The sequence below is a fragment of the Kitasatospora sp. NPDC004240 genome (assembly GCF_053603215.1).
On record NZ_JBSGFD010000043.1, the window covers coordinates 17,523 to 38,606 of the forward strand.

The window sequence follows — 21,084 nt, forward strand, 5'->3', positions numbered from 1 at the left end:
ACGATTTCTCTTCCGCGGCCCCGGGGCGGAATCGCCCGGGGATCCCCCGGATGGCAGCATGGGGACTGAAAGAGGCATGTGGACAGGTGTGCAGCGAGGAGGAGTCCCCTGTGGGTGTCGCGCCCGTGGAGATCGAACGTCCGGAGGTCGAGAGCCTGCCGGTGGTCGAACCGGACACGCCGTGGGTGACCATCGTGCACAACGACCCGGTCAACCTGATGAGCTACGTCCAGTACGTCTTCCAGGCCTACTTCGGCTACCCGAAGGACAAGGCCCGGAAGCTGATGATGGAGGTGCACACCAAGGGCCGGGCGGTGGTCTCCAGCGGTTCCCGCGAGGAGATGGAGCGTGACGTCCAGGCGATGCACGGCTACGGCCTCTGGGCCACCCTGCAGCACGACTGACCGCGCGCCGCACACACCACCGAGACGACGAGACGGGCTGACCGAAACTGATGGCTGGGTTGTTCGAGAGTGCCGGGGACGGGAGCGCGGCGATCGCGCTGGACGAGGTCGAGGCATCCATCCTGCGCTCCTTCGAGGTGCAGATGCTGGAACTGATCGGGCCCGGGCCGGGGGCGGAACACGAGGACCCGCTCGCCGCGCTGTTCGCCGAGGGGCCCACCGAGGCGCCCGCCGACCCGGCGCTCGCCAGGCTCTTCCCCGACGCGTACGGCGACCCGGAGAAGCCCGCCGACGCCGAGAGCCGGGCCGCCGCCGGTGAGTTCCGCCGCTACACCGAGCCGGACCTGCGCACCCGCAAGCGCGAGGACGCCCTGCACGTGGTGAAGACCCTGGACGGCCTCGGCGGCGAGGGCGGCCAGCTCGAACTCGACGGCGCCGACTGCCGGCGCTGGCTGGGCGCGCTCAACGACCTCCGGCTGACCCTGGGCGTCCGACTGGAGGTCACCGAGGAGGACGAGGAGGGCCTGTACGGGCTGCCCGACGAGGACGAGCGCAAGCCGCTGGTCGGTGCGTACCTGTGGCTGGGCGCCCTCCAGGAGTCGCTGCTGGAGGCGATCACCGCCTGAGCTCCCCCGCCTGCGCCCCCGCTCGGGCGCCCCTGCGGAACGCCTCGGCCCCCGTCCGGTATCCGGACGGGGGCCGAGGCGTTCCGGCCGCCCCTCGAACGGTGAGCGACCGGCCCTCGGACACCCCGCGGGCCGCCGCCGCGCCGTGGCTATCCTGACCGCATGCTGACCATCACCCGAGAACTGCGCGACGCGATCGTCGCCCACGCGCGCGCCGACCACCCGGACGAGGCCTGCGGCGTGGTCGCCGGACCGGAGGGCACCGGCCGGCCCGAGCGGTTCATCCCGATGCTCAACGCCGCCCGCTCGCCCACCTTCTACGAGTTCGACTCGGGTGACCTGCTCAAGCTCTACCGCGAGATGGACGACCGGGACGAGGTGCCGGTGATCGTCTACCACTCGCACACCGCGACCGAGGCCTACCCGTCCCGGACCGACGTCAGCTACGCGTCCGAGCCCGAGGCCCACTACGTCCTGGTCTCCACCGCCGAGGGCAACGGCCCGGAGGACCCCTTCGAGTTCCGCTCGTTCCGCATCGTGGACGGTGTGATCACAGAGGAAGACGTCCAGGTAGTCGAGGCCTACACGGCCTGACCAGCACCCACCTGGGCCCCGGCCCGCCGACCGTCCGCGAACGGCCGGCGGGCCTTCTCGTCGCCCCGGGTCTCGACAGGAGAAACGGAAACATCCGAGCCGTGAGACGGGCATGGAGGAGCGGGCCCGGGAATCTATACGATGAGCCCATGCGTTCCGTCGATGTGAGCAACCAGGCCCCGGGCACCCGCCTCGTGGCGCGCCTGCACATCGACCTGTGCCGGCACGCCGGAGCGATCTGTCCCGGTACGCCCGCGCGCTCGCGCTGAGCCGCCCGCACCACCGGCCCGCCCGCCGACCGGGCCCCGGGCCGACACGCCCTGCCGCGCCGCCGCGGCCGACCACCTCACGACTCGCACAGGAGCGCACCCATGGCCATCGAGGTCCGCATCCCGACCATCCTCCGCACCTACACCGACGGCGCCAAGGCCGTCGAGGGCTCCGGCAGCAACCTCGGGGAACTCTTCAACGACCTCGACGCCCGCCACCCGGGCATCGCCGCCCGCCTGCTGGACGGCGGCGAGCTGCGCCGCTTCGTCAACGTCTACCTCAACGACGAGGACGTCCGCTTCCTGGAGGGCATCTCCACGGCCGTCGCCGACGGCGACAGCGTCACCATCCTGCCCGCCGTGGCCGGCGGCGCGCGCTGACCTCCCGCCCTCCCGTCCGCGCCCGCGGACGGGAGGGCCGCCGTCCACGACCCTCACCGCGATCCTCGTCGCCGTTGCCGGAGGCATCCCTTGCGTTACGACAGCCCGCTCGAAGCCGTCGGCAACACCCCGCTGGTCCGCCTGCCCCGACTCTCCGCCGCCGTCCCCGGCAACACCGACGGCCTGGTCACCCTCTGGGCCAAGCTGGAGGACCGCAACCCCACCGGGTCCATCAAGGACCGCCCGGCGCTGCACATGATCGAGCGCGCCGAGGCCGACGGCCGGCTCACCCCGGGCTGCACCATCCTGGAGCCCACCAGCGGCAACACCGGCATCTCCCTCGCCATGGCCGCCAAGCTCAAGGGCTACCGGATGGTCTGCGTGATGCCCGAGAACACCAGCGAGGAGCGCCGCGAGCTGCTGCGCATGTGGGGCGCCGAGATCATCTCCTCCCCGGCCGCGGGCGGCTCCAACACCGCCGTCCGGATCGCCAAGGAGATCGCCGCCGAGCACCCCGACTGGGTGATGCTCTACCAGTACGGCAACCCCGACAACGCCGGCGCCCACCAGGCCACCACCGGCCCCGAGATCCTCGCCGACCTGCCCACCGTCACCCACTTCGTCGCGGGCCTCGGCACCACCGGCACCCTGATGGGCGTCGGCCGCTACCTGCGCGAGAAGGTCCCCGGCGTGCAGATCGTCGCCGCCGAGCCGCGCTACGACGACCTCGTCTACGGCCTGCGCAACCTCGACGAGGGCTTCGTCCCCGAGCTGTACGACGCCGAGGTGCTCACCACCCGCTTCTCCGTCGGCTCCGAGGACGCCGTCCGCCGCACCCGCGAACTCCTCCAGCAGGAGGGCATCTTCGCCGGCGTCTCCACCGGCGCCATCCTGCACGCCGCGATCGGCGCCGGCCGCAAGGCCGCGGCCGCCGGGCAGCGCGCCGACATCGTCTTCGTCGTCGCCGACGGTGGCTGGAAGTACCTCTCCACCGGCATCTACACCGCCGCGACCACCGAGGAGGCCGTCGAGGCGCTCCAGGGCCAGCTCTGGGCGTAGGGCCCGTCTTCAAACCCCCGCCTGCCGGGCGGACGACGGGGGTTTGAAGACGGCCCCTGAGCCCCGCGCTCCTTCCGAACGCCCGGGGCGTCACGGCGGCCGGTCCGCCGTGACACCCCGGGCGTTTGTCCGTACCGTGCTCCCGGTTCGTCACGGTACGACCACGGCGACCGCCGCGCGGCGAGGCGGCCACGCGGTGCGGAAAAGCTGATCACGCACGCCCCCACGCACCATCGGAGGTACCCGTGAGCCGCAGCGCCGACCTGTGGACGTACGCCGAGATCGCCCGCCACATCAACGTCCGGCCGGAGACCGTCCGCAACTACCGCCGGCACGGGCTGCTGCCCGACCCGGACCTCGTCGACGGCAACGGACACCCCCGCTGGTACGCCGACACGATCAGGGACTGGGCCCGCCGCCGCCCCCGTCACCGCTGAGGCCGCACCCCCCCGGCGTTCTGGTGATTCCAGCCACAGCGCGGCACGGAGACGGGGGCAAAGTGCCCCTCCGCCCTTACCCTCGACACACGCGAGGGCAGCGCTACCGGCCGGTTCACCCGGCCGGCACTGTCCTGACCAGCAGCAGCCAGGACGTGTCAGGGCGGAGGGGCTCGGATGAAACTGACCGTGGTGGGGTGCTCGGGGAGCTTCCCGTCCGCCGAATCGCCGTGCTCCAGCTATCTCGTCGAGGCCGACGGCTACCGCGTGGTGCTCGACCTCGGCAACGGCGCCCTCGGCGCGCTGCAGAAGTACTGCAGCATCTACGAGGTCGACGCGGTCCTGCTCAGCCACCTGCACGCCGACCACTGCATCGACCTGTGCGCCTACTGGGTCGCCCGCAACTACCGCGCCGAGGGCTGCCCCGACCCGATGCCCGTCCACGGACCCCAGGGCACCGCCGAGCGGCTCGCCCGCGCGTACGACATGCCGGAGAACCCCGGGATGAAGGAGGTCTTCGACTTCCACACCCTCACCCCCGGCAGCTTCGACCTCGGCCCGCTGAGGGTCACCGTCGCCCGCGTCAACCACCCCGTGGACGCCTTCGCCTTCCGCCTCGACCACGCCGGACGCTCCCTCGTCTACTCCGGCGACACCGGCGAGTGCGCCGAACTGGTCGAGCTCGCCCGCGACGCCGACCTCTTCCTCTGCGAGGCCGCCTACATCGACGGCCGCGACACCTACCGGGCCGTCCACCTCAACGGCCGGGAGGCCGGCGAGCACGCCGCCGCCGCCGGAGCCCACCGTCTGGTGCTCACCCACATCCCCCCGTGGACCGACGCCGAGCACAACCGCCGCGACGCCGCCGCCGCCTTCGCCGGCCCGGTGGAGATCGCCCGGGCCGGCGCGGTGTACGAGCTCTGAGCCGGCGCCCGGATCGCGCGCCCGGCTCCCACCCCGGCGCCGCGCATGCGCACTACACGTACGTCAGCCAGCGCCGGTAGCGCGGATCCGCCCCCGAGACCGCCGCCCCGTACGCCTCGCGCAGCCGCACGGTCAGCGGGCCCGGCGCGGACGGCAGCTCCCGGTCGTCCAGCGAGCGCACCGCCACCACCCCGGCCGCCGTGCCGCAGACGAACACCTCGTCCGCGCCGTACAGGTCCGAGCGCAGCAGGCCGGTCACCCGGGTGGGCACCCCCAGGTCGCGGGCCAGCGTCAGCACGGTGTCCTGGGTGATCCCCTCCAGCGCGCCCGCGCTGGCCGGCGGCGTCAGCAGCACCCCGTCGCGCACCGCGAACACGTTCTCCGAGCTGCACTCGCTGACCGAACCGTCCGGGCCCAGCAGCAGCGCCTCGTCGTAGCCCGCGTCGGTCGCCTCCCGGCGGGCCAGCGCCGAGTTCAGGTACGGGCCGGTCGCCTTCGCGGCGGGCGGCACCGCGTTCGGATCGGTCCGCCGCCAGCTGCTGGTCTTCACCCGGATCCCCGGCACGTCCCCGGGCAGCTGGGCGGTCCACTCCCAGCCGGCGATCGCCGTCACCGTCGGGGCGTGGCGCATGTCCAGCCCCATCGAGCCGTAGCCCAGGAACGCGAAGTGCCGCAGATAGCAGGAGCGGTGACCGTTCGCCCGCACCAGATCCACCGTCGCTCTGGTCAACTCCTCAGAACTGTAAGGCAGTTCGAGACGCAGCATCCGGGCGCTGCGGTCCAGCCGGCGCAGGTGCTCGGGCAGCCGGAACACTGCCGGGCCGTCCGCCGTCTCGAACACCCGGGTGCCCTCCAGCACCCCGGTGCCGTAGTGCAGCCCGTGCGAGAGCACATGCGTCCGCGCCCCGTGCCAGGGCACCAGCGCGCCGTCCAACCAGATCGTCGAAGCTTCGGGAAGAACCATGCGCCCCATCCTGGCCATGCCCCGGCCGCGGGTCAGGCACCCCGCCCCGGCCGGAACCGGCCATGACCGGGAGCGGAACCCCCCGTCTCGCCACGCGAAACCCCCGGACCCGCCGCATCCGCCTCAACTACCCTGCGGCGGATGGAGAACGGCACACCCCGGGACGACGGCGCCACGCTGTACGCCCACCTGCTCGCCGAACCCGGACCCGCCCCCGCCGCCCTCGGCTGGGAACCGGCCCGCCTGACCGCCGCCACCGCCGAACTGCGCGCCCTCGGCCTGCTCCAGCCCACCGCCGGCCCCACCCCCGGCGGCCGCACCACCGTCTCGGCCGTCTCCGTCGACACCGCCGTACGCCAACTGCTCCTCGACGCCGACACCCAGGTCGCCGCCCTCTTCGACGCCCTCCGCCGCACCCGCGAGTCCGTCGAGCACCTGCACACCGGCTACCTGCCGGTCCAGCACCGCCACCGCGACGGCACCGCCCTCGAACTCGTCCGCGGCGCCGACCGGATCGCCGCCCTGCTGGAGGACGCCGCCCGCGGCGCCCGCACCGAGGCCCTGTCGCTGCGCCCCGGCCAGGACCTCTCCGGCCTGGCCCTGGCCGGCAAGCTCGCCCGCGAACGGCTCGCCCTCGACCACGGCGCGGCGCTGCGCACGATCTACCCCGCCGCCGTACTGCGCCGCCCCGCCGTGTTGGCGCACGTCCGGGAGCTGACCGCGGCCGGGGCCCGGATCCGGGCGGCGCACACCCTGCCGCTGTGGTTGATCGTGGTGGACGCCCGGCTGGCGATCCTGCCCGCGCCGGGGGCCGGCCCCGGCGGGGACGGCGCGGCCGCGGAGGCCGCGGTGGTGGTGCGCGAGCCGTCCGTGGTGGCGCTGGTCGCGGAGCTGTTCGAGTACTTCTGGGCGGCCGCCTGGATCCCGCCCGAGCTGCTCGAACAGCCCTCCTCGGCAAGGGAGTTGGGTGGCCGCCAGCGGGAGGTGCTGCGGCTGCTGGCGGCCGGTCTGACCGATGCCGCGATCGGTCGCAAGCTGGAGGTGTCCGAGCGGACGGTCCGCCGGCTGGTCGCCGAGCTGACCGCCGACCTGGGAGCGGAGAGCCGCTTCCAGGCCGGCGTGCACGCCACCCGGCTGGGGCTGCTCTAGAGCTTCTGGAGCGGTGCGGGCACCGGGAGGCCGAGGTGCTCGCGCAGGGTCGTCCCGGTGTACTCGGTGCGGTACACCCCGCGCTCCTGGAGCAGCGGGACGACCTTGTCGACGAACTCGTCCAGCCCGCCGGGGGTGAGGTGCGGGACCAGGATGAAGCCGTCCGCCGCGTCGGTCAGCACCCACTCCTCGATCTGGGCGGCCACCGTGGCCGGGGTGCCGACGAAGGTCTGCCGGCCGGTCAGCTCGATGACCAGCTCGCGGCTGCTCAGCTTCCGCTCCTCGGCCACCGCCCGCCACCGGGCGGCGATCTCCAGCGGGTCGCCGATCCTGGTCCGGCCCTGGACCAGACCGCTGTCCGGCACCGGGTCGACGGCCGGCAGCGGCCCGTCCACGTCGTGGTCGGACAGGTCGATGCCCCAGACCTGCTCCAGGTGGGCGATCGCGGTCCGCGGCCCGACCTGGGCGCGGCGGATCACCGCGGCGCGCTCGGCGGCCTCCGCCTCGGTGTCGCCGAGGACGTGGCCGACCCCGGGCATGATCTTCAGCTGGTCGGGGGTGCGTCCGTACGCGGCCAGCCGGCGCTTGACGTCGGCGTGGAAGGCGCGGGCGGCGGCCGGTTCGGAGTGCCGGCTGAAGATGACGTCGGCCGATGCGGCGGCGAACTCGCGGCCCTCGTCCGAGTCGCCGGCCTGGATGACCACCGGGTGGCCCTGCGGCGGGCGCGGCAGCGAGAGCCGGCCCTCGACGTCGAACTGGGGCCCGACGTGCCGTACCGGCTCCTCCCCACCGTCCCAGAACTCCCGCGCCAGCTGCAGGAATTCGGCGGCCCGGGTGTAGCGGTCGGCGCGGTCGAGGTAGCCGCCCCGGCGGAAGTTCTCGCCGGTGAAGGCGTCCGAGGAGGTGACCACGTTCCAGGCCGCGCGCCCGCCGGAGAGGTGGTCCAGCGAGGCGAGGCGCCGGGCCAGTTCGTACGGCTCGTTGAAGGTGGCGTTCACGGTGGCGGCCAGCCCGAGGCGGGTGGTGACGGCGGCCAGCGCGTTCAGCACGGTGAGGGACTCGGGCCGGCCGACCACGTCCAGGTCGTGGATGCGGCCCTTCACCTCACGCAGCCGCAGGCCCTCGGCGAGGAAGAAGAAGTCGAACAGGCCGCGCTCGGCGGTCGCGGCGAGGTCGCGGAAGGAGGAGAACTCGATCTGGCTGCGGGAGTCCGGGTCCGTCCAGACCGTGGTGTTGTTGACGCCGGGGAAGTGCGCGGCGAGGTGGACCTGCTTGCGGGGGCGGCCGGTGTTCATCGGGTCACCTCGGCGGTGGCGGTGGCGGTGGCGGTGGCGGTGGCGGTGGCGGACGCGGCGTAGCGGCTGGTGGGGCGGACCAGGCCGAGGTGGTCGCGCAGGGTGCGGCCGGTGTACCCGGTGCGGAAGAGACCGCGCCCGCGCAGCGCGGGGACCAGCCGGTCGGCGACGGCGGCGAGGTCGCGGGCGGGGTCGGCGGGCACCAGGTGGAACCCGTCCACGCCGGTGCTCGCGGCCAGCTCGTCGGCGAGGTCGTCCACCGCGCGGTCGTCGGGCAGGGCGACCGGGGTGCGGGCGAGCACCCGCAGGTCCTCGCCGGCCAGCAGGCGCAGCGCGGTGGCGGCCTCCCGGCGGGTGGCCGGGTCGGGGGCCTCCAGCAGGGCCACGTCGGCGTGCCGGACGGCGGTCGCCAGCCGGGCGCGGCCGCCGGGGGAGGCGTCCCGGGCCAGGTCGGAGGCGTGCACCGGGACGGCGATCACCGGCCGGCCCTGGGGCGGGCGCGGGGTGATCGAGGGGCCGCGGACCGAGAAGTACGGGCCCTCGAAGTCGATGTGATGGAGCTTGTCGCGGTCGATGAACCGGCCGGTGGCGACGTCCCGGATCTCGGCGTCGTCCTCCCAGCTGTCCCAGAGCCGGGAGGCCACCTCGGCGGCGTCGCCGGCCTCCGTCCAGAGCCGGTCGGCGGGGGCGGCGTCGCGCCGGCCGAAGGCCCTGGCCTCGGCCCCGGTGCCGGAGACGCCGACCAGCCAGCCGGCCCGGCCCTCGCTCACCCAGTCCAGGGTGTTGACGGATATCGAGGTGTGGAAGGGCTCGGTGTGGGTGGTGGTGACGGTCGGGACCAGGCCGAGGCCGGCGGTGACCGGCGCGATCCGGGCGAGGGTGGCGAGCGCGTCCGGGCGGCGCGGCTCGGGGGCGTAGGAGTCGTCCAGGGTGACGAAGTCGAGGGTGGCCCGTTCGGCGAGCCGGGCGAGGGCGGTGAAGTGCCCGGCGTCGACGTGGCCGGGACTGTCCAGGGCGGCGGAGAGGTGCAGCTGGCGGGGCATGGTGAGGCCTTGACTTTCCTCGTGCGGGAACGCGGGTGCGCGGTGGGCGGGGGTGCGCCGTGCGCGGGCGCGCCGGGGCGTGGCGGTGCGCCGGGGCACGGAGGTGCCGGGCGTACGGACGCCGCGGGGCGCAGGGGAGCCCTGGGAAGGGCGGACACGAGAGGCGGGCCGGCGGGGAGGTCAGCCGGGCGGCCGGGAGGAACGGGTCAGGCGCAACACGCCGCGGACCACACACGACCGAAGTCGATGTGGCTGCGGGTGACCAGCGGGCGCGGGGCGTTCATCGCCCCAGTTGACCAGCGCGGCCGGTGGTTCGTCAACCGCCTTCCCGAGGGGCGGGACCGTGCGGCCCGCGGCCCGTCCCGGCCGGGCCCGGGGACGGGAACGGCGCCGCCCCGCCACTCGGGGGAGCGAGTGGCGGGGCGGCGCCGGGGTGCGCGGGGGTGACGGGCGTCAGGCCTTGGTCACGTCCTCCAGCTCGTCGTCGTCCTCACGACCCGGGGTCTTGAGGTCGAACTTGGTGATCGCGAAGCGGAAGAGGAAGTAGTACAGGGCCGCGAAGACCAGACCGATCGGGATGATCAGCCACGGGTCGGTCGCCTTGTTCCAGGCGAGGATGTAGTCGATCAGACCGGCCGAGAAGGTGAAGCCGTCGTGCACGCCGAGCGCCCAGGTGACGGCCATCGAGACGGCGGTCAGGACGGCGTGGATGACGAACAGGGCCGGGGCGATGAAGACGAAGGCGAACTCGATCGGCTCGGTGACACCGGTCACGAAGGAGGTCAGGGCCAGCGACATCATCATGCCGAGGACGGCCTTGCGGCGGTGCGGCTTGGCGGCGTGGGCGATGGCCAGCGCGGCGGCCGGCAGGGCGAACATCATGATCGGGTAGAAGCCCGACATGAACTGTCCGGCGGTGGGGTCGCCGGCGAAGAAGCGGTGCAGGTCGCCCTGGACGACGGTGCCGTCGGCCTTGGTGAACTCGCCGGTCTGGAACCAGGCGTACGAGTTGACGAACTGGTGCATGCCGACCGGCAGCAGCGCGCGGTTGATCAGGCCGAAGGCGCCCGCACCGGCCGCGCCGGCACCGATCAGGCTGTCGTTCAGGCTCTTGATGACGTCACCGATCGGGCCCCAGGTCAGGGCGAACAGCACACCGACGGCGGTGCCGACGAAGGCCATGATGATCGGGACGAGGCGGCGGCCGTTGAAGAAGCCGAGCCAGTCGACCAGCTTGGTGCGGTGGTACTTCTGCCAGATCACGGCGCTGAGCAGACCGATCACGATACCGCCGAGCACGCCCGGGTTCTGGTACGTGGCGGCCTTCCACTTGCCGTCGACGATGGCGCCCTCGGTGATCGGGAACGCGGTCAGCACGTTCTTGTAGACCAGGAAGCCGACCAGCGCGGCGAGCGCGGTGGAGCCGTCCGCCTTCTTGGCGAAGCCGATGGCGATACCGACCGCGAAGAGCAGCGGCAGGTTGGCGAAGACCGCGTCACCGGCGGTGGCGAACACCGCGGCGACCTTGTCCCAGCCGAGGCCGTCCTTGCCGAAGGCGTCGTCCTGGCCCAGGCGCAGCAGCAGGCCGGCGGCGGGGAGAACGGCGATCGGTAGCTGGAGGCTGCGGCCGACCTTCTGCAGGCCCTGAAGCAGGTTCTGGCCGAACTTCTTGGTGGGGCTTGGCGCGGCCGGAGCCGTGGCGGGCGCCGGTGCCTGCGCGGACGACTGACTCATGGGGGTGGGTTCCTAACGGCAGGGCGGGTCGGTCGGGGGAAGGTGCACAGGGGGCCGAACCGCGAACTGGTCTACACCACACGTGGTGTAGACCAGTTTTGTAGCACGCGTGGAGAAGGGGGGGAACCCCTGAAAGCGCCGCTGGTGGGAAGCGCTATGAAATCGAAACCTAGTTGCGGATCGACGATCATGATTACCCGCCGTGATCGGTATTTTGGCTATTTGCGCAACAAAAAGAGCCGACGCCGCGACGTGAACGCGGGGGAGAGGTGCGCGCAGTGGGCGGGTGCCGAAGGCGGGCAGGGCCGCCGGCCGGGCCGGCGGGCCGGACCGTCCCCCGGGGGCGGCCGTGCCGCGGTGAGGAGGGGGTGGAGGTGGACCGGGCCCGACCGGGGCGTCCGGGCGCGACCCGATCCCGGGCGCGGCTCGGCCCGGGCGCGGAGGCGACCGTGCGCGGTGCACGCGTGTCGGTACGGGCGGGAGCGATCGGCGGGGCCGGTCACCGGGGCGCGGGACATCGCGATTCCGCGGATTTCCGCTCATCGGCGCGCCGTCCCGGGGAATCCGGTCACCCCCGCGGCCGGGGGATTGCCGTACGCGGTGGTGATCGTGAACGCCGTCGCGGCCTACGCCGCCCCCGCCCCCACCGCGCCGCCCGCCCTTCCCCCACCCGCCCGGCGCCCGCCCCGGACGTCCCCGGGCGCCCCCGGCCCGGCCGGGCGGCGGGCGGATTCCACGGGGGCGGAACGGGGGATTCCCGGGCGCGGCGGATATCCCGCCCTTTCCGGGAAATGCCGGAGGCCCCCGGCCGGACGATCCGGGGGCCATTTCCGGGAAATGCGCGGTGACGCTCGGTTTCAGGCCTTCGTCACGTCCTCGACCTCGCTCTCGTCCTCGCGTCCGGGCGTCTTGAGGTCGAATTTCACGATGATGAAGCGGAACAGCGCGTAGTACACGACGGCGAAGGCGAGCCCGATCGGGATGATCAGCCAGGGTTTGGTGGCCAGGCCCCAGTTGATCACGTAGTCGATCAGGCCGGCCGAGAAGCTGAAGCCGTCCTTCACCCCCAGCCCCCAGCTGATCCCCATCGACGCACCGGTCAGCAGCGCGTGCACGCCGTACAGGGCGGGGGCGATGTACGCGAAGGAGTACTCGATCGGCTCGGTGACGCCGGTGACGAAGGAGGTCAGCGAGACCGAGAGCATCAGCCCGTAGATCTCCTTGCGCCGGTGCGGTTTGGCCGAGTGGGCGATGGCCATCGCGGCGGCCGGCAGCGCGAACATCATGATCGGGAAGAAACCGGTCTGGAACTGGCCGGCCGTCGGGTCGCCCGCCAGGAAGCGCGGGATGTCGCCGTGCACGATCTCGCCGTCCGGCTTGGTGAACGCGCCGAACTGGAACCAGACGAAGGTGTTCAGCAACTGGTGCATGCCGATCAGCAGCAGGGCGCGGTTGGCCACGCCGAAGATGGCGGCGCCCCCGGAGTCCAGGTCGGCGAGCCATTCGCTGAAGTCCGTCATGGCGTCACCGATCGGCGGCCACACCCACACCGACAGGCAGGCCAGCGCCAGTCCGGCCAGCGCGGTGATCATCGGCACCAGGCGGCGGCCGTTGAAGAAGCCCAGCCAGTCCACCAGCCTGGTGCGGTGGAAGCGCACCCACAACCACGCCGACATCAGGCCGATCAGGATGCCGCCCAGCACCCCCGGGTTCTGGTAGACCGCGTCGGCCGCGACCTCGGAGGTGTAGTCCACGCAGACCGAGCCGCGCGCCAGTACCGACCCCGGCGGGCAGTCCTCCGGGAAGGCGCGCAGCACCCGCCAGTACACGAGGAAGCCCACCACGGCGGCCAGCGCCGTCGAGCCGTCCGCCTTCTTCGCCATGCCGATCGCCACACCGATGCAGAACAGCATCGGCAGGCCGAGCGAGGAGTCGAGCAGAGCGCCGCCGGCCGCGGCGAAGACCTTGGCGACGTTGTCCCAGCCGAGGCCGTCCGCGCCGAACACGTCGGGCTGGCCGAGCCGGTTCAGCAGGCCCGCGGCGGGCAGGACGGCCACCGGCAGCTGGAGCGAGCGCCCCATCTTCTGGAGGCCGCCGTAGAAGGTGTGCCACCACGTGTGCTGTGGTGCCGTGGCGCCTGCCGAACTCATCATCGCCCTCCGCGAGCAGTGCCGGTCCGTGGTGCCCCGGGGCGTCCGGGGGCTTCGGGCGCGGCCCGGGAACGCCCGGGGCCCTTCCTGCGTTCATCGGAGTACACATATATTGGTGTAGACCACTTTGGGCCGCAGGGCGGACGCCGGGGCGGAGCCCCGCTGATCGTCATCCTCAGGTGAAGATCCAGAGCACGCGCGCCGAAATGGGCCGAAAGTGGACTAACCTGGCAAACCGGTCCCGGTCGGGTGATGCTTGACGCGCTGCCACGCGGCACCACGGCAGCTGAACCCGCGTCAACACCCCCGGCAGTGACCCACCCCCGGCCTCCTCCGGCAGGGGACCCCAGCACAGCGCAGGACGGCACCCGGCAGAGCAGCCGAAGGGCCGAGACAGAGGGAGAGAGCAATGGCCAGCAAGGCTGAGAAGATCGTCGCCGGTCTGGGCGGCATCGAGAACATCGAAGAGGTCGAGGGCTGCATCACCCGCCTGCGCACCGAGGTCAAGGACGCCTCCCTCGTCGACGAGGCCGCTCTCAAGGCCGCCGGCGCCCACGGCGTCGTCAAGATGGGCACCGCGATCCAGGTCGTCATCGGCACCGACGCCGACCCCATCGCCGCCGACATCGAGGACATGATGTGACCTGAGCCCCCGGCTCGGCGCCACGGCCCGCCGCCCCACCCGGACGGCGGGCCGAAGCGCGTCCCCGGACCGCCCGGGCCGTGGCCACACCGCCCGGACGGCGCCCCCGCCCCGCCCGCCCCGCCCCGCGACGGCGCCGGACCGGACCGCGCCCGCCGAACGACTACGCTCGGTGGCATGTCACGCATCGACGGCCGCACCCCCGACCAGCTGCGCCCCATCACCATCGAACGGGGCTGGAGCAAGCACGCCGAAGGCTCCGTCCTCATCTCCTACGGCGACACCAAGGTGCTGTGCACCGCCAGCGTCACCGAGGGCGTCCCCCGCTGGCGCAAGGGCAGCGGCGAAGGCTGGGTCACCGCCGAGTACTCCATGCTCCCCCGCGCCACCAACACCCGCGGCGACCGCGAGGCCGTCAAGGGCCGCGTCGGCGGCCGCACCCACGAGATCAGCCGCCTCATCGGCCGCTCCCTGCGCGCCGTCATCGACCACCGCGCGCTCGCCGAGAACACCATCGTCCTCGACTGCGACGTCCTCCAGGCCGACGGCGGCACCCGCACCGCCGCGATCACCGGCGCCTACGTCGCCCTCGTCGACGCCGTCTCCTGGGCCCGCGACCGCAAGCTCCTGCGCGCCAAGGGCCAGCCCGTCACCGGCGGCGTCAGCGCCGTCAGCGTCGGCATCATCGACGGCGTCCCCATGCTCGACCTCCAGTACGAGGAGGACGTGCGCGCCGAGACCGACATGAACATCGTCTGCACCTCCGACGGCCGCTTCGTCGAGGTCCAGGGCACCGCCGAGGGCGCCCCCTTCGACCGCGCCCTGCTCGACCGCCTGCTCGACCTCGGCACCCTCGGCTGCGCCGAACTGGACGAGATCCAGCGCAAGGCCCTGGAGGGCTGAGGGACCGGCACACCCCCGCGATCCCGGGCCCGCGGGCTCCGGACCACGGCCGCTGTACAGGCCGGGCCCGGAGCCCGTACGGTTCCCGGAGCAGCCCCGCCACGGGACCGCGAAGGGGAACCGCGCGCCCCCCGGCGCGCGTCCTCCACCGACGGAACCCGCGTCCCCAGGAGGATCCGATGCCCCACAGCATCACCCGACCCGCGACCCTCGCCGTGGCCGCACTCATCGCCGTCCTCCCGCTCAGCGCGGTCAGCTGCTCCGCCGCCCAGAAGGCCCTCGACTGCGGCAACCTCGCCATCAAGATCACCAGTGACATCAACGAGGTCCAGACCGCCGTCGCCAACGTCGCCAACGACACCGCCGCCGCCACCCAGGCGCTCCAGAAGCTCCGCGACGACCTCGACCAGCTGGGCAAGAACTCCAAGAACACCGACGTCGCCAAGGCCATCACCGACCTCAACACCCAGGTCGGCGTCGTCCAGCAGGCCGTCAACGACAAGCGCATCCCCGACCTCAAGCCGCTCGGCGACGCCGCCGGCAACCTCAGCAAGGTCTGCACCGGCTGAGCCCCGGCCCTGGTTAGGGTGGAGCCCATGTCCACCCGACTGATCCTCGCCACCCGTAACCAGCACAAGGTCGCAGAGCTCCGCGCCATCCTCGGCGACGCCGGCCTGGACGTCGAACTCGTCGGCGCCGACGCCTACCCCGAGATCCCGGACGTCCCCGAGACCGGCATCACCTTCGCCGAGAACGCCCTCCTCAAGGCGCACGCCCTCGCCGCGGCCACCGGCCTGCCCGCCGTCGCCGACGACTCCGGCCTCTGCGTGGACGTCCTCGGCGGCGCTCCCGGCATCCTCTCCGCCCGCTGGGCCGGCAAGCACGGAGACGACCGCGCCAACCTCGACCTGCTGCTCGCCCAGCTCTCCGACATCGCCGAACCCCACCGCGGCGCCCACTTCGCCTGCGCCGCCGCGCTCGCCCTCCCCGACGGCACCGAACGCGTCGTCGAGGGCCGCCTCCTCGGCACCCTGCGCACCGCCCCCGCCGGTGACGGGGGCTTCGGCTACGACCCGATCCTCCAGCCCCTCGGCGAGACCCGGACCTGCGCCGAGCTCACCCCCGCCGAGAAGAACGCCATCAGCCACCGGGGCCAGGCCTTCCGCGCCCTCGCCCCGGTCGTGAAGTCCCTCCTCGGCTGAACCCCACCGGGACGCCGAAGGGCCCGCTGACCTTGGAATCCAAGGTCGGCGGGCCCTTTCGCCAAGTACGCCCGGTGGGACTCGAACCCACGACACTACGGACCTAAACCGTATCTCTCTAGCCAGCTGGAGTACGGGCGCACGCTGTGGACAAGGGTACCCGCTGGCCGGTCGGGCGGAGCACAGTTTCGAGGCCGCTACCTGCCCCGGTTCCGCCCGCAGTAGGTCGGGGTGATGGCATGGCAGTTGGGGCAGAGCAGGCGCAGGTTCGCCTCGCGGTTGTCGAGCGGGTTGCCGTTGACGTGGTCGACCTCCAGCGTCAGCGGGTGTCCGAGCCAGCTCGGCGGGGTGCCGCACGAGGCGCAGCGGTCGGGTCGGCCGATGTGGAGCAGCATCGCCCGCAGCCGGTCGCCGGGGACGCGGTGGCTGCCCGGTGCACGTTCGGTCAGGACCTGGTCGGGGCGCAGCCGGGGGCCCGTCCGGCCGCGGTTGTGGGCGCTGCCGGTGAAGTGCGAGGTGTCCAGATCCAGCCGGGCGATGGTGTCCTTGACCAGCTTTCGGGCGCCGCCCGCCTCGACCAGTCCGAGCGCCCGGATGACGCCCGCGACGCTGCGCTGTTCCCGGACCGCGGCCACCACGGCCTCGTCGGGGTGCCGGGTCCTGAAGTGCGAGGTGTCGATGCCGAATTCGGCCAACCTTCGCTTCAGGTACGAGTACGCGCTGTCGTACGGCACGATGCCGAGGTGGCGCAGGACCCCGCCCATGCAGGTGCTCGCGGCGGCGGCCTCCGCGAGCTGGTCGCGGCTGTAGGTGTGGCGGGCGTAGGCGGGTCTGCCGCCGGTGAAGTGTGAGGTGTCGATCCCGTAGTGCTTCAGGCGCCGGCTCAGGTAGCTGTGGGTGCCGCCGGCCATCGGGACGCCGAGCAGTCGCATCAGGTCGTTCACGCTCGTGGCCTCGGCGGCGAGGGTGGTGAGGAGGGTGCGGGTGTACTTCGGCGGCATGCGGGTCCCCCTGTGGGCGTCGTGGTCGTCGCCCGTCCCCGAACGGTGAACGAGCGGGGTGGGGCGGGGGTTACGGGTGGGGTGGGGGACGGGGCGTCAGGTGGGGTCCCGGGGGCGGAATGTCGGGGTTTCGATCGCCAATTGGTACAGACCTATTGACCTATGTGGTTCAGACCACATAGCTTCGGCGCCAATCTGCAATCCCCCACGTGCGTGCTCCCCACAGGCACGCGCCGACACTCTCTCCCGGAGGACCGAGTGTTGATCCGAAGCACGGCGGAGCGGCGTCCCACCGCCGCCCGCCACCGAAAGAGCCCGGCCGCCCGGGCGGGCATGGCCTCGATGGCCGCGGCGTCGCTGGCCGGCCTGCTGGTGGCGACGCTGGGTGCGGCGCCCTCGCAGGCGTCGGCCACCGTCGACAACGCCGCGTGTCGCCCTGACGGTCTGTACGCCACGCCCGGCGTGGACGTCCCGTACTGCAACGTGTACGACACCGAGGGCCGCGAGAAGATGGGCGCGGACCACCAGCGCCGCATCATCGGCTACTTCACGGGCTGGCGGACCGGCAAGGACGGGACCGCCCCCTACCTGGTGAACAACATCCCCTGGGACAAGGTCACCCACCTCAACTACGCCTTCGGGCACATCGGCAGTGACAACAAGCTGTCGGTCGGCACGGACAACGACAAGAACGAGGCCACCGGGATCTCCTTCCCGGGCGTGGCCGGCGCCGAGCTGGACCCGACGCTGCCCTACAAGGGTCACTTCAACCTGCTGACGAAGTACAAGAAGCAGTACCCGAACGTCAAGACGCTGATCTCGGTGGGCGGTTGGGCCGAGACCGGTGGCTACTTCGGTGACGACGGCAGCCGCGTCAACTCGGGCGGCTTCTACTCGATGACGGTCAACGCGGACGGCAGCGTCAACCAGACCGGCATCAACACCTTCGCCGACTCGGCGGTGGACTTCATCAAGAAGTACGGGTTCAACGGCGTCGACATCGACTACGAGTACCCGACCTCGATGAAGGACGCGGGCAACCCGGCCGACTGGACCATCGCCAACGGCAAGCGCGCCTCCCTGAACAAGGGTTACGCCGCGCTGATGAAGACCCTGCGCGAGAAGCTCGACCGGGCCGGCGCCGCCGACGGCAAGCACTACATGCTCTCGGTCGCGGCCCCGTCCTCGGGCTACCTGCTGCGCGGCATGGAGACGTTCCAGATCGGCCAGTACCTGGACTACGTCAACATCATGTCGTACGACCTGCACGGCGCCTGGAACAAGTACGTCGGCCCGAACGCCTCGCTGTTCGACGACGGCAAGGACGCCGAGCTGGCCTCGGCCAACGTGTACGGCACCTCGCAGTACGGCGGCATCGGCTACCTGAACACCGACTGGGCGTTCCACTACTTCCGCGGCTCGATGCCGGCCGGCCGGATCAACGTCGGCCTGCCGTACTACACCCGCGGCTTCAAGAACGTCACCGGTGGCACCAACGGCCTCTGGGGCACCGCGTCGACCACCAACTGCCCGCTCGGCTCCGGCCTGACCACCTGTGGTGACGGCGCCGTCGGCATCGACAACCTGTGGCACGACAAGGACGACGCGGGCAAGGAGTCCCCGGCGGGCTCCAACCCGATGTGGCACGCCAAGAACCTGGAGAAGGGCGTCGTCCCGGACTACCTCTCCAAGTACGGCGTGGGCGACACCGCACTGCAGGGCAGCTACACCCGCAACTACGACTCCACCCTGGTGGCGCCGTGGCTGTGGAACGCGGACAAGAAGGTCTTCCTCTCCACCGAGGACGAGCAGTCCGTGGGCGCCAAGGCCGACTACGTGATCAACCAGGGCGTCGGCGGTGCGATGATCTGGGAGCTCGCGGGCGACTACAAGTGGGACGCGACCGCCAACGGCGGCAAGGGCCAGTACGTTCCGGGCTCGACGCTGACCAACCTGATGTACGACAAGTTCAAGGCGGCCTCGCCGTACGGCGCGACCCGCTCGACGATCGCGCTGCCGCAGCAGACCCTGCCGATCGACGTGTCGTTCACCAACTTCGCGCTGGGTGACTCGAACTACCCGATCAACCCGAAGCTGCACATCGTGAACAACTCCACGGTGACCCTGCCGGGCGGCACGGAGTTCCAGTTCGACTACGGCGTCTCGGCGCCGGGCAACGCCAAGGACCAGTCGGGCTTCGGCAGCCAGGTGATCCGCAGCGACCACACGGGCAGCAACGTGGGCGGCCTCAAGGGCACCTACAACCGCGTCTCGGTGAAGCTGCCGGGCTGGCAGTCGCTGGCGCCGGGCGCGTCGATCGACATGGACTTCGTCTACTACCTGCCGGTCTCGACCCCGTCGAACTGGACGGTCAACGTCGGCGGCACGCTGTACGGCCTGAAGGGTGACCTGACCCGCGGCTCGACCGGCGGTTCCACCTCCTCGCCGACCCCGACCGGCACGACCACCGCGACCGCGACGGCCACCGCCACGGCGACGGCCACGGCCACCGCGACGGCGACCGCGACCTCGACGGCCACCTCGGGCACCTGCTCGGGCGCGCCGAGCTGGGACGCGGGCACCACCTACGCCACCCCGACCAAGGTGTCCTGGAAGGGCCACTACTACCAGAACAAGTGGTGGACCAAGGGCGACGACCCGGCGCTCAGCGGCAGCTGGGGTGTCTGGAGCGACCTCGGGGCCTGCTGATCGGTTCGTCCGATGAGTCCGGCTCACTGAGGTGAGAGACGGCGGTGGCGGTGCACCCGGTCGGGGGGTGCGCCGCCACCGCTGCTTCGTTCCGGTGCGCGCCGACGGTCCGGGCCGGGGCCCGCCGGTGCTACTTCTCCAGGTCGCCGCGCATCGCCGCGAAGAGGGTGGCCGCGGCGGCCGGGGTGGTCTTCGGGAACAGCGCCACACCCGCGGTGGACCCGTCGGCCCAGCCGCAGATGACGTCGGTGGTCGCGGCCTCGGGCAGCGACAGGCACTCCAGCGAGCCGCCGAGAGGGCCGGCCGCATAGGGCTTGGCGGTGGTGGGGTCGCCGGTCGAGCCGTTCTTCAGAGCGTGGTCGATCATCCCGCGCCACAGGTGCTCGCGCCGCTTGTTGGGGTCCTCGGGGACGTTGTCGACCGCGACCACGAGGACCTTGCGGGCCGCGCCCTGGCCGGGGTTGTCGTAGTTGGCGACCACCAGGTTCATGCCGGGGCGCATCTCGCCCGGGTCGACCGGGACGTCGGTGACCGCTCCGGCGCCGGTGGCCTTGGCCAGCCCGCCCGCGGTGGGGGCGTCGACGACCTTGTGCTTGCCGGCCGGGGCGGTGCCGGTCGGGGCCGGGGCGGGCTTGGTGGTGGCGGCGCCGCTCGGGGCGGGCTTGGTGGTGGCGCTCGGCTGGCCGGTCGCGGCGGTCGGGGCCGCGGTGGGCTGGGCGGTGGCCGCGGGGCCCGCGTTCTCCGCGTTCTCGGGGCCGCACGCGCTGAGCGCGAGGGCCGCCACGACGGCGCCCACGGTGACGGCGAGGCGGGCGGAACCGGTTCTGACGCTCTGCACGGGTGAACTCCTGTGGTGACGAACGGAATCCGGGCTGCTGGACCCGGGCGCCGGGCCTGCGCGGCCCGGTGCGCTGATCACGTTAGGACCGTTGAAGGCCTGGTGGATACCCGTTCGTCGAGTGCGGACACCCCCGGTACACGGCGGTGACAGAGTGACACCGCCGTCCACCGCCGCCGGGTACCGGGGGGCCGCGGCAGGGGTCAGGCCGTGCCGACCTCCAGGTCGCGCAGCAGCTTGGCGACGTGGCCGGTGGCCTTCACGTTGTAGAGGGCCCGCTCGACCTTGCCCTGCTCGTCGACGATCACGGTGGAGCGGATCACGCCGGTGACCGTCTTGCCGTACAGCTTCTTCTCGCCGAAGGCGCCGTACGCCTCCAGCACCGCCTTCTCGGGGTCGGAGAGCAGGGTGACCTTGAGGTCCTCGGCCTCGCGGAACTTCCCGAGCTTCTCCGGCTTGTCCGGGGAGACGCCGATCACGTCGTACCCGGCGCCGGCGAAGACCTCCAGGTTGTCGGTGAAGTCGCAGGCCTGCTTGGTGCAGCCGGGGGTGAGCGCGGCCGGGTAGAAGTAGACGATCACCTTGCGGCCGAGGTGGCCGGCCAGGGACACCTGGTTGCCGTCGGCGTCGGACAGGGTGAAGGCCGGCGCGGTGTCGCCGGGCTGAAGACGCTCGCTCACGGTGGACTCTCCTGAAGCGTGGACCGGTGGTCGTACCACGGCAAACTTACCCCCGATGGTGGGTGGGGCCGCGCGGCCC

General features: G+C 72.4%; 22 protein-coding genes and 1 tRNA gene. 14 read left to right on the forward strand and 9 right to left on the reverse strand.

Features of this window, described 5'->3' with window-relative positions:
* Positions 1–110 precede the first annotated feature (110 nt).
* The 8 genes from clpS to ACWEQL_RS14335 all read left to right on the forward strand — a co-directional run bounded on the left by clpS (position 111) and on the right by ACWEQL_RS14335 (position 4,694).
* Positions 111–404 carry an ATP-dependent Clp protease adapter ClpS gene (clpS, locus tag ACWEQL_RS14300; RefSeq protein WP_452150534.1) on the forward strand — a complete coding sequence of 98 codons (294 nt, stop codon included), beginning with the start codon at positions 111–113 and terminating at the stop codon, positions 402–404.
* Positions 405–454: 50 nt separating this feature from the next.
* Positions 455–1,030, forward strand: coding sequence for a DUF2017 domain-containing protein (locus ACWEQL_RS14305; protein WP_452150535.1), 576 nt, complete (start codon positions 455–457; stop codon positions 1,028–1,030).
* A gap of 162 nt (positions 1,031–1,192) precedes the next feature.
* Positions 1,193–1,624, forward strand: coding sequence for a Mov34/MPN/PAD-1 family protein (locus ACWEQL_RS14310; protein ID WP_452150536.1), 432 nt, complete (start codon positions 1,193–1,195; stop codon positions 1,622–1,624).
* A 149-nt stretch (positions 1,625–1,773) separates the two neighbouring features.
* The gene (locus tag ACWEQL_RS14315; protein ID WP_317621128.1) at positions 1,774–1,893 is read left to right on the forward strand and encodes a putative leader peptide; all 120 of its coding nucleotides are present in this window, start codon (positions 1,774–1,776) and stop codon (positions 1,891–1,893) included.
* A gap of 102 nt (positions 1,894–1,995) precedes the next feature.
* Positions 1,996–2,274 (forward strand): MoaD/ThiS family protein, encoded by a 279-nt coding sequence (locus tag ACWEQL_RS14320; RefSeq protein WP_452150537.1) that lies wholly within the window; start codon positions 1,996–1,998, stop codon positions 2,272–2,274.
* Between the two features lie 90 nt (positions 2,275–2,364).
* Entirely contained in the window at positions 2,365–3,333 is a 969-nt protein-coding gene (locus ACWEQL_RS14325; RefSeq protein WP_452150538.1) for a PLP-dependent cysteine synthase family protein, read from the forward strand.
* Positions 3,334–3,578: 245 nt separating this feature from the next.
* Positions 3,579–3,770: a MerR family transcriptional regulator gene (locus ACWEQL_RS14330; protein WP_452150539.1), complete on the forward strand. Its 192-nt coding sequence runs from the start codon at positions 3,579–3,581 to the stop codon at positions 3,768–3,770.
* A gap of 177 nt (positions 3,771–3,947) precedes the next feature.
* Positions 3,948–4,694 carry an MBL fold metallo-hydrolase gene (locus ACWEQL_RS14335; RefSeq protein WP_452150540.1) on the forward strand — a complete coding sequence of 249 codons (747 nt, stop codon included), beginning with the start codon at positions 3,948–3,950 and terminating at the stop codon, positions 4,692–4,694.
* Positions 4,695–4,746: 52 nt separating this feature from the next.
* On the opposite strand, the gene ACWEQL_RS14340 is transcribed toward ACWEQL_RS14335, so the two are convergent.
* Positions 4,747–5,658: a branched-chain amino acid transaminase gene (locus ACWEQL_RS14340; RefSeq protein ID WP_452150541.1), complete on the reverse strand. Its 912-nt coding sequence runs from the start codon at positions 5,656–5,658 to the stop codon at positions 4,747–4,749.
* A 141-nt stretch (positions 5,659–5,799) separates the two neighbouring features.
* Here ACWEQL_RS14340 and ACWEQL_RS14345 point away from each other — a divergent pair, with 141 nt between their 5' ends.
* Positions 5,800–6,807: a response regulator transcription factor gene (locus tag ACWEQL_RS14345; RefSeq protein ID WP_452150542.1), complete on the forward strand. Its 1,008-nt coding sequence runs from the start codon at positions 5,800–5,802 to the stop codon at positions 6,805–6,807.
* Here the strand turns inward: ACWEQL_RS14345 and ACWEQL_RS14350 are convergent.
* The 4 genes from ACWEQL_RS14350 to ACWEQL_RS14365 form a co-directional block, all read right to left on the reverse strand.
* Positions 6,804–8,102: an LLM class flavin-dependent oxidoreductase gene (locus tag ACWEQL_RS14350; RefSeq protein ID WP_452150543.1), complete on the reverse strand. Its 1,299-nt coding sequence runs from the start codon at positions 8,100–8,102 to the stop codon at positions 6,804–6,806. The two genes, ACWEQL_RS14345 and ACWEQL_RS14350, sit on opposite strands and share 4 nt — an antisense overlap.
* Positions 8,099–9,145, reverse strand: coding sequence for an LLM class flavin-dependent oxidoreductase (locus tag ACWEQL_RS14355; protein ID WP_452150544.1), 1,047 nt, complete (start codon positions 9,143–9,145; stop codon positions 8,099–8,101). The genes ACWEQL_RS14350 and ACWEQL_RS14355 overlap by 4 nt, the downstream gene beginning before the upstream one ends.
* A 453-nt stretch (positions 9,146–9,598) precedes the next feature.
* A complete protein-coding gene (locus ACWEQL_RS14360) occupies positions 9,599–10,879 on the reverse strand; it encodes a PTS transporter subunit EIIC (protein WP_452150545.1) in 1,281 nt (426 codons plus the stop codon).
* Positions 10,880–11,736: 857 nt separating this feature from the next.
* Positions 11,737–13,029, reverse strand: coding sequence for a PTS transporter subunit EIIC (locus ACWEQL_RS14365; RefSeq protein ID WP_452150567.1), 1,293 nt, complete (start codon positions 13,027–13,029; stop codon positions 11,737–11,739).
* Positions 13,030–13,438: 409 nt separating this feature from the next.
* On the opposite strand from ACWEQL_RS14365, the gene ACWEQL_RS14370 reads away from it, so the two are divergent.
* The 4 genes from ACWEQL_RS14370 to rdgB all read left to right on the forward strand — a co-directional run bounded on the left by ACWEQL_RS14370 (position 13,439) and on the right by rdgB (position 15,777).
* On the forward strand, positions 13,439–13,672 hold the full coding sequence (locus ACWEQL_RS14370; RefSeq protein ID WP_238862766.1) for a glucose PTS transporter subunit EIIB: 234 nt from the start codon (positions 13,439–13,441) through the stop codon (positions 13,670–13,672).
* Positions 13,673–13,849: 177 nt separating this feature from the next.
* Positions 13,850–14,575, forward strand: a complete 726-nt coding sequence (gene rph, locus ACWEQL_RS14375) for a ribonuclease PH (RefSeq protein WP_452150546.1) — start codon at positions 13,850–13,852, stop codon at positions 14,573–14,575.
* 179 nt (positions 14,576–14,754) lie between these two features.
* Entirely contained in the window at positions 14,755–15,144 is a 390-nt protein-coding gene (locus ACWEQL_RS14380) for a hypothetical protein (RefSeq protein ID WP_452150547.1), read from the forward strand.
* Positions 15,145–15,171: 27 nt separating this feature from the next.
* A complete protein-coding gene (gene rdgB, locus ACWEQL_RS14385; protein ID WP_452150548.1) occupies positions 15,172–15,777 on the forward strand; it encodes an RdgB/HAM1 family non-canonical purine NTP pyrophosphatase in 606 nt (201 codons plus the stop codon).
* 66 nt (positions 15,778–15,843) lie between these two features.
* Here the strand turns inward: rdgB and ACWEQL_RS14390 are convergent.
* Positions 15,844–15,918: transfer RNA gene (locus ACWEQL_RS14390), tRNA-Leu, on the reverse strand.
* Between the two features lie 56 nt (positions 15,919–15,974).
* Positions 15,975–16,778 (reverse strand): HNH endonuclease signature motif containing protein, encoded by an 804-nt coding sequence (locus ACWEQL_RS14395; RefSeq protein ID WP_452150549.1) that lies wholly within the window; start codon positions 16,776–16,778, stop codon positions 15,975–15,977.
* A gap of 333 nt (positions 16,779–17,111) precedes the next feature.
* On the opposite strand from ACWEQL_RS14395, the gene ACWEQL_RS14400 reads away from it, so the two are divergent.
* The gene (locus tag ACWEQL_RS14400; RefSeq protein ID WP_452150568.1) at positions 17,112–19,487 is read left to right on the forward strand and encodes a chitinase C-terminal domain-containing protein; all 2,376 of its coding nucleotides are present in this window, start codon (positions 17,112–17,114) and stop codon (positions 19,485–19,487) included.
* 130 nt (positions 19,488–19,617) lie between these two features.
* On the opposite strand, the gene ACWEQL_RS14405 is transcribed toward ACWEQL_RS14400, so the two are convergent.
* Together ACWEQL_RS14405 and bcp are read right to left on the reverse strand one after the other, a co-directional pair.
* Positions 19,618–20,325, reverse strand: a complete 708-nt coding sequence (locus ACWEQL_RS14405; RefSeq protein ID WP_452150550.1) for a hypothetical protein — start codon at positions 20,323–20,325, stop codon at positions 19,618–19,620.
* A gap of 203 nt (positions 20,326–20,528) precedes the next feature.
* Positions 20,529–21,005, reverse strand: a complete 477-nt coding sequence (bcp, locus tag ACWEQL_RS14410) for a thioredoxin-dependent thiol peroxidase (protein ID WP_452150551.1) — start codon at positions 21,003–21,005, stop codon at positions 20,529–20,531.
* Positions 21,006–21,084: the final 79 nt, after the last annotated feature.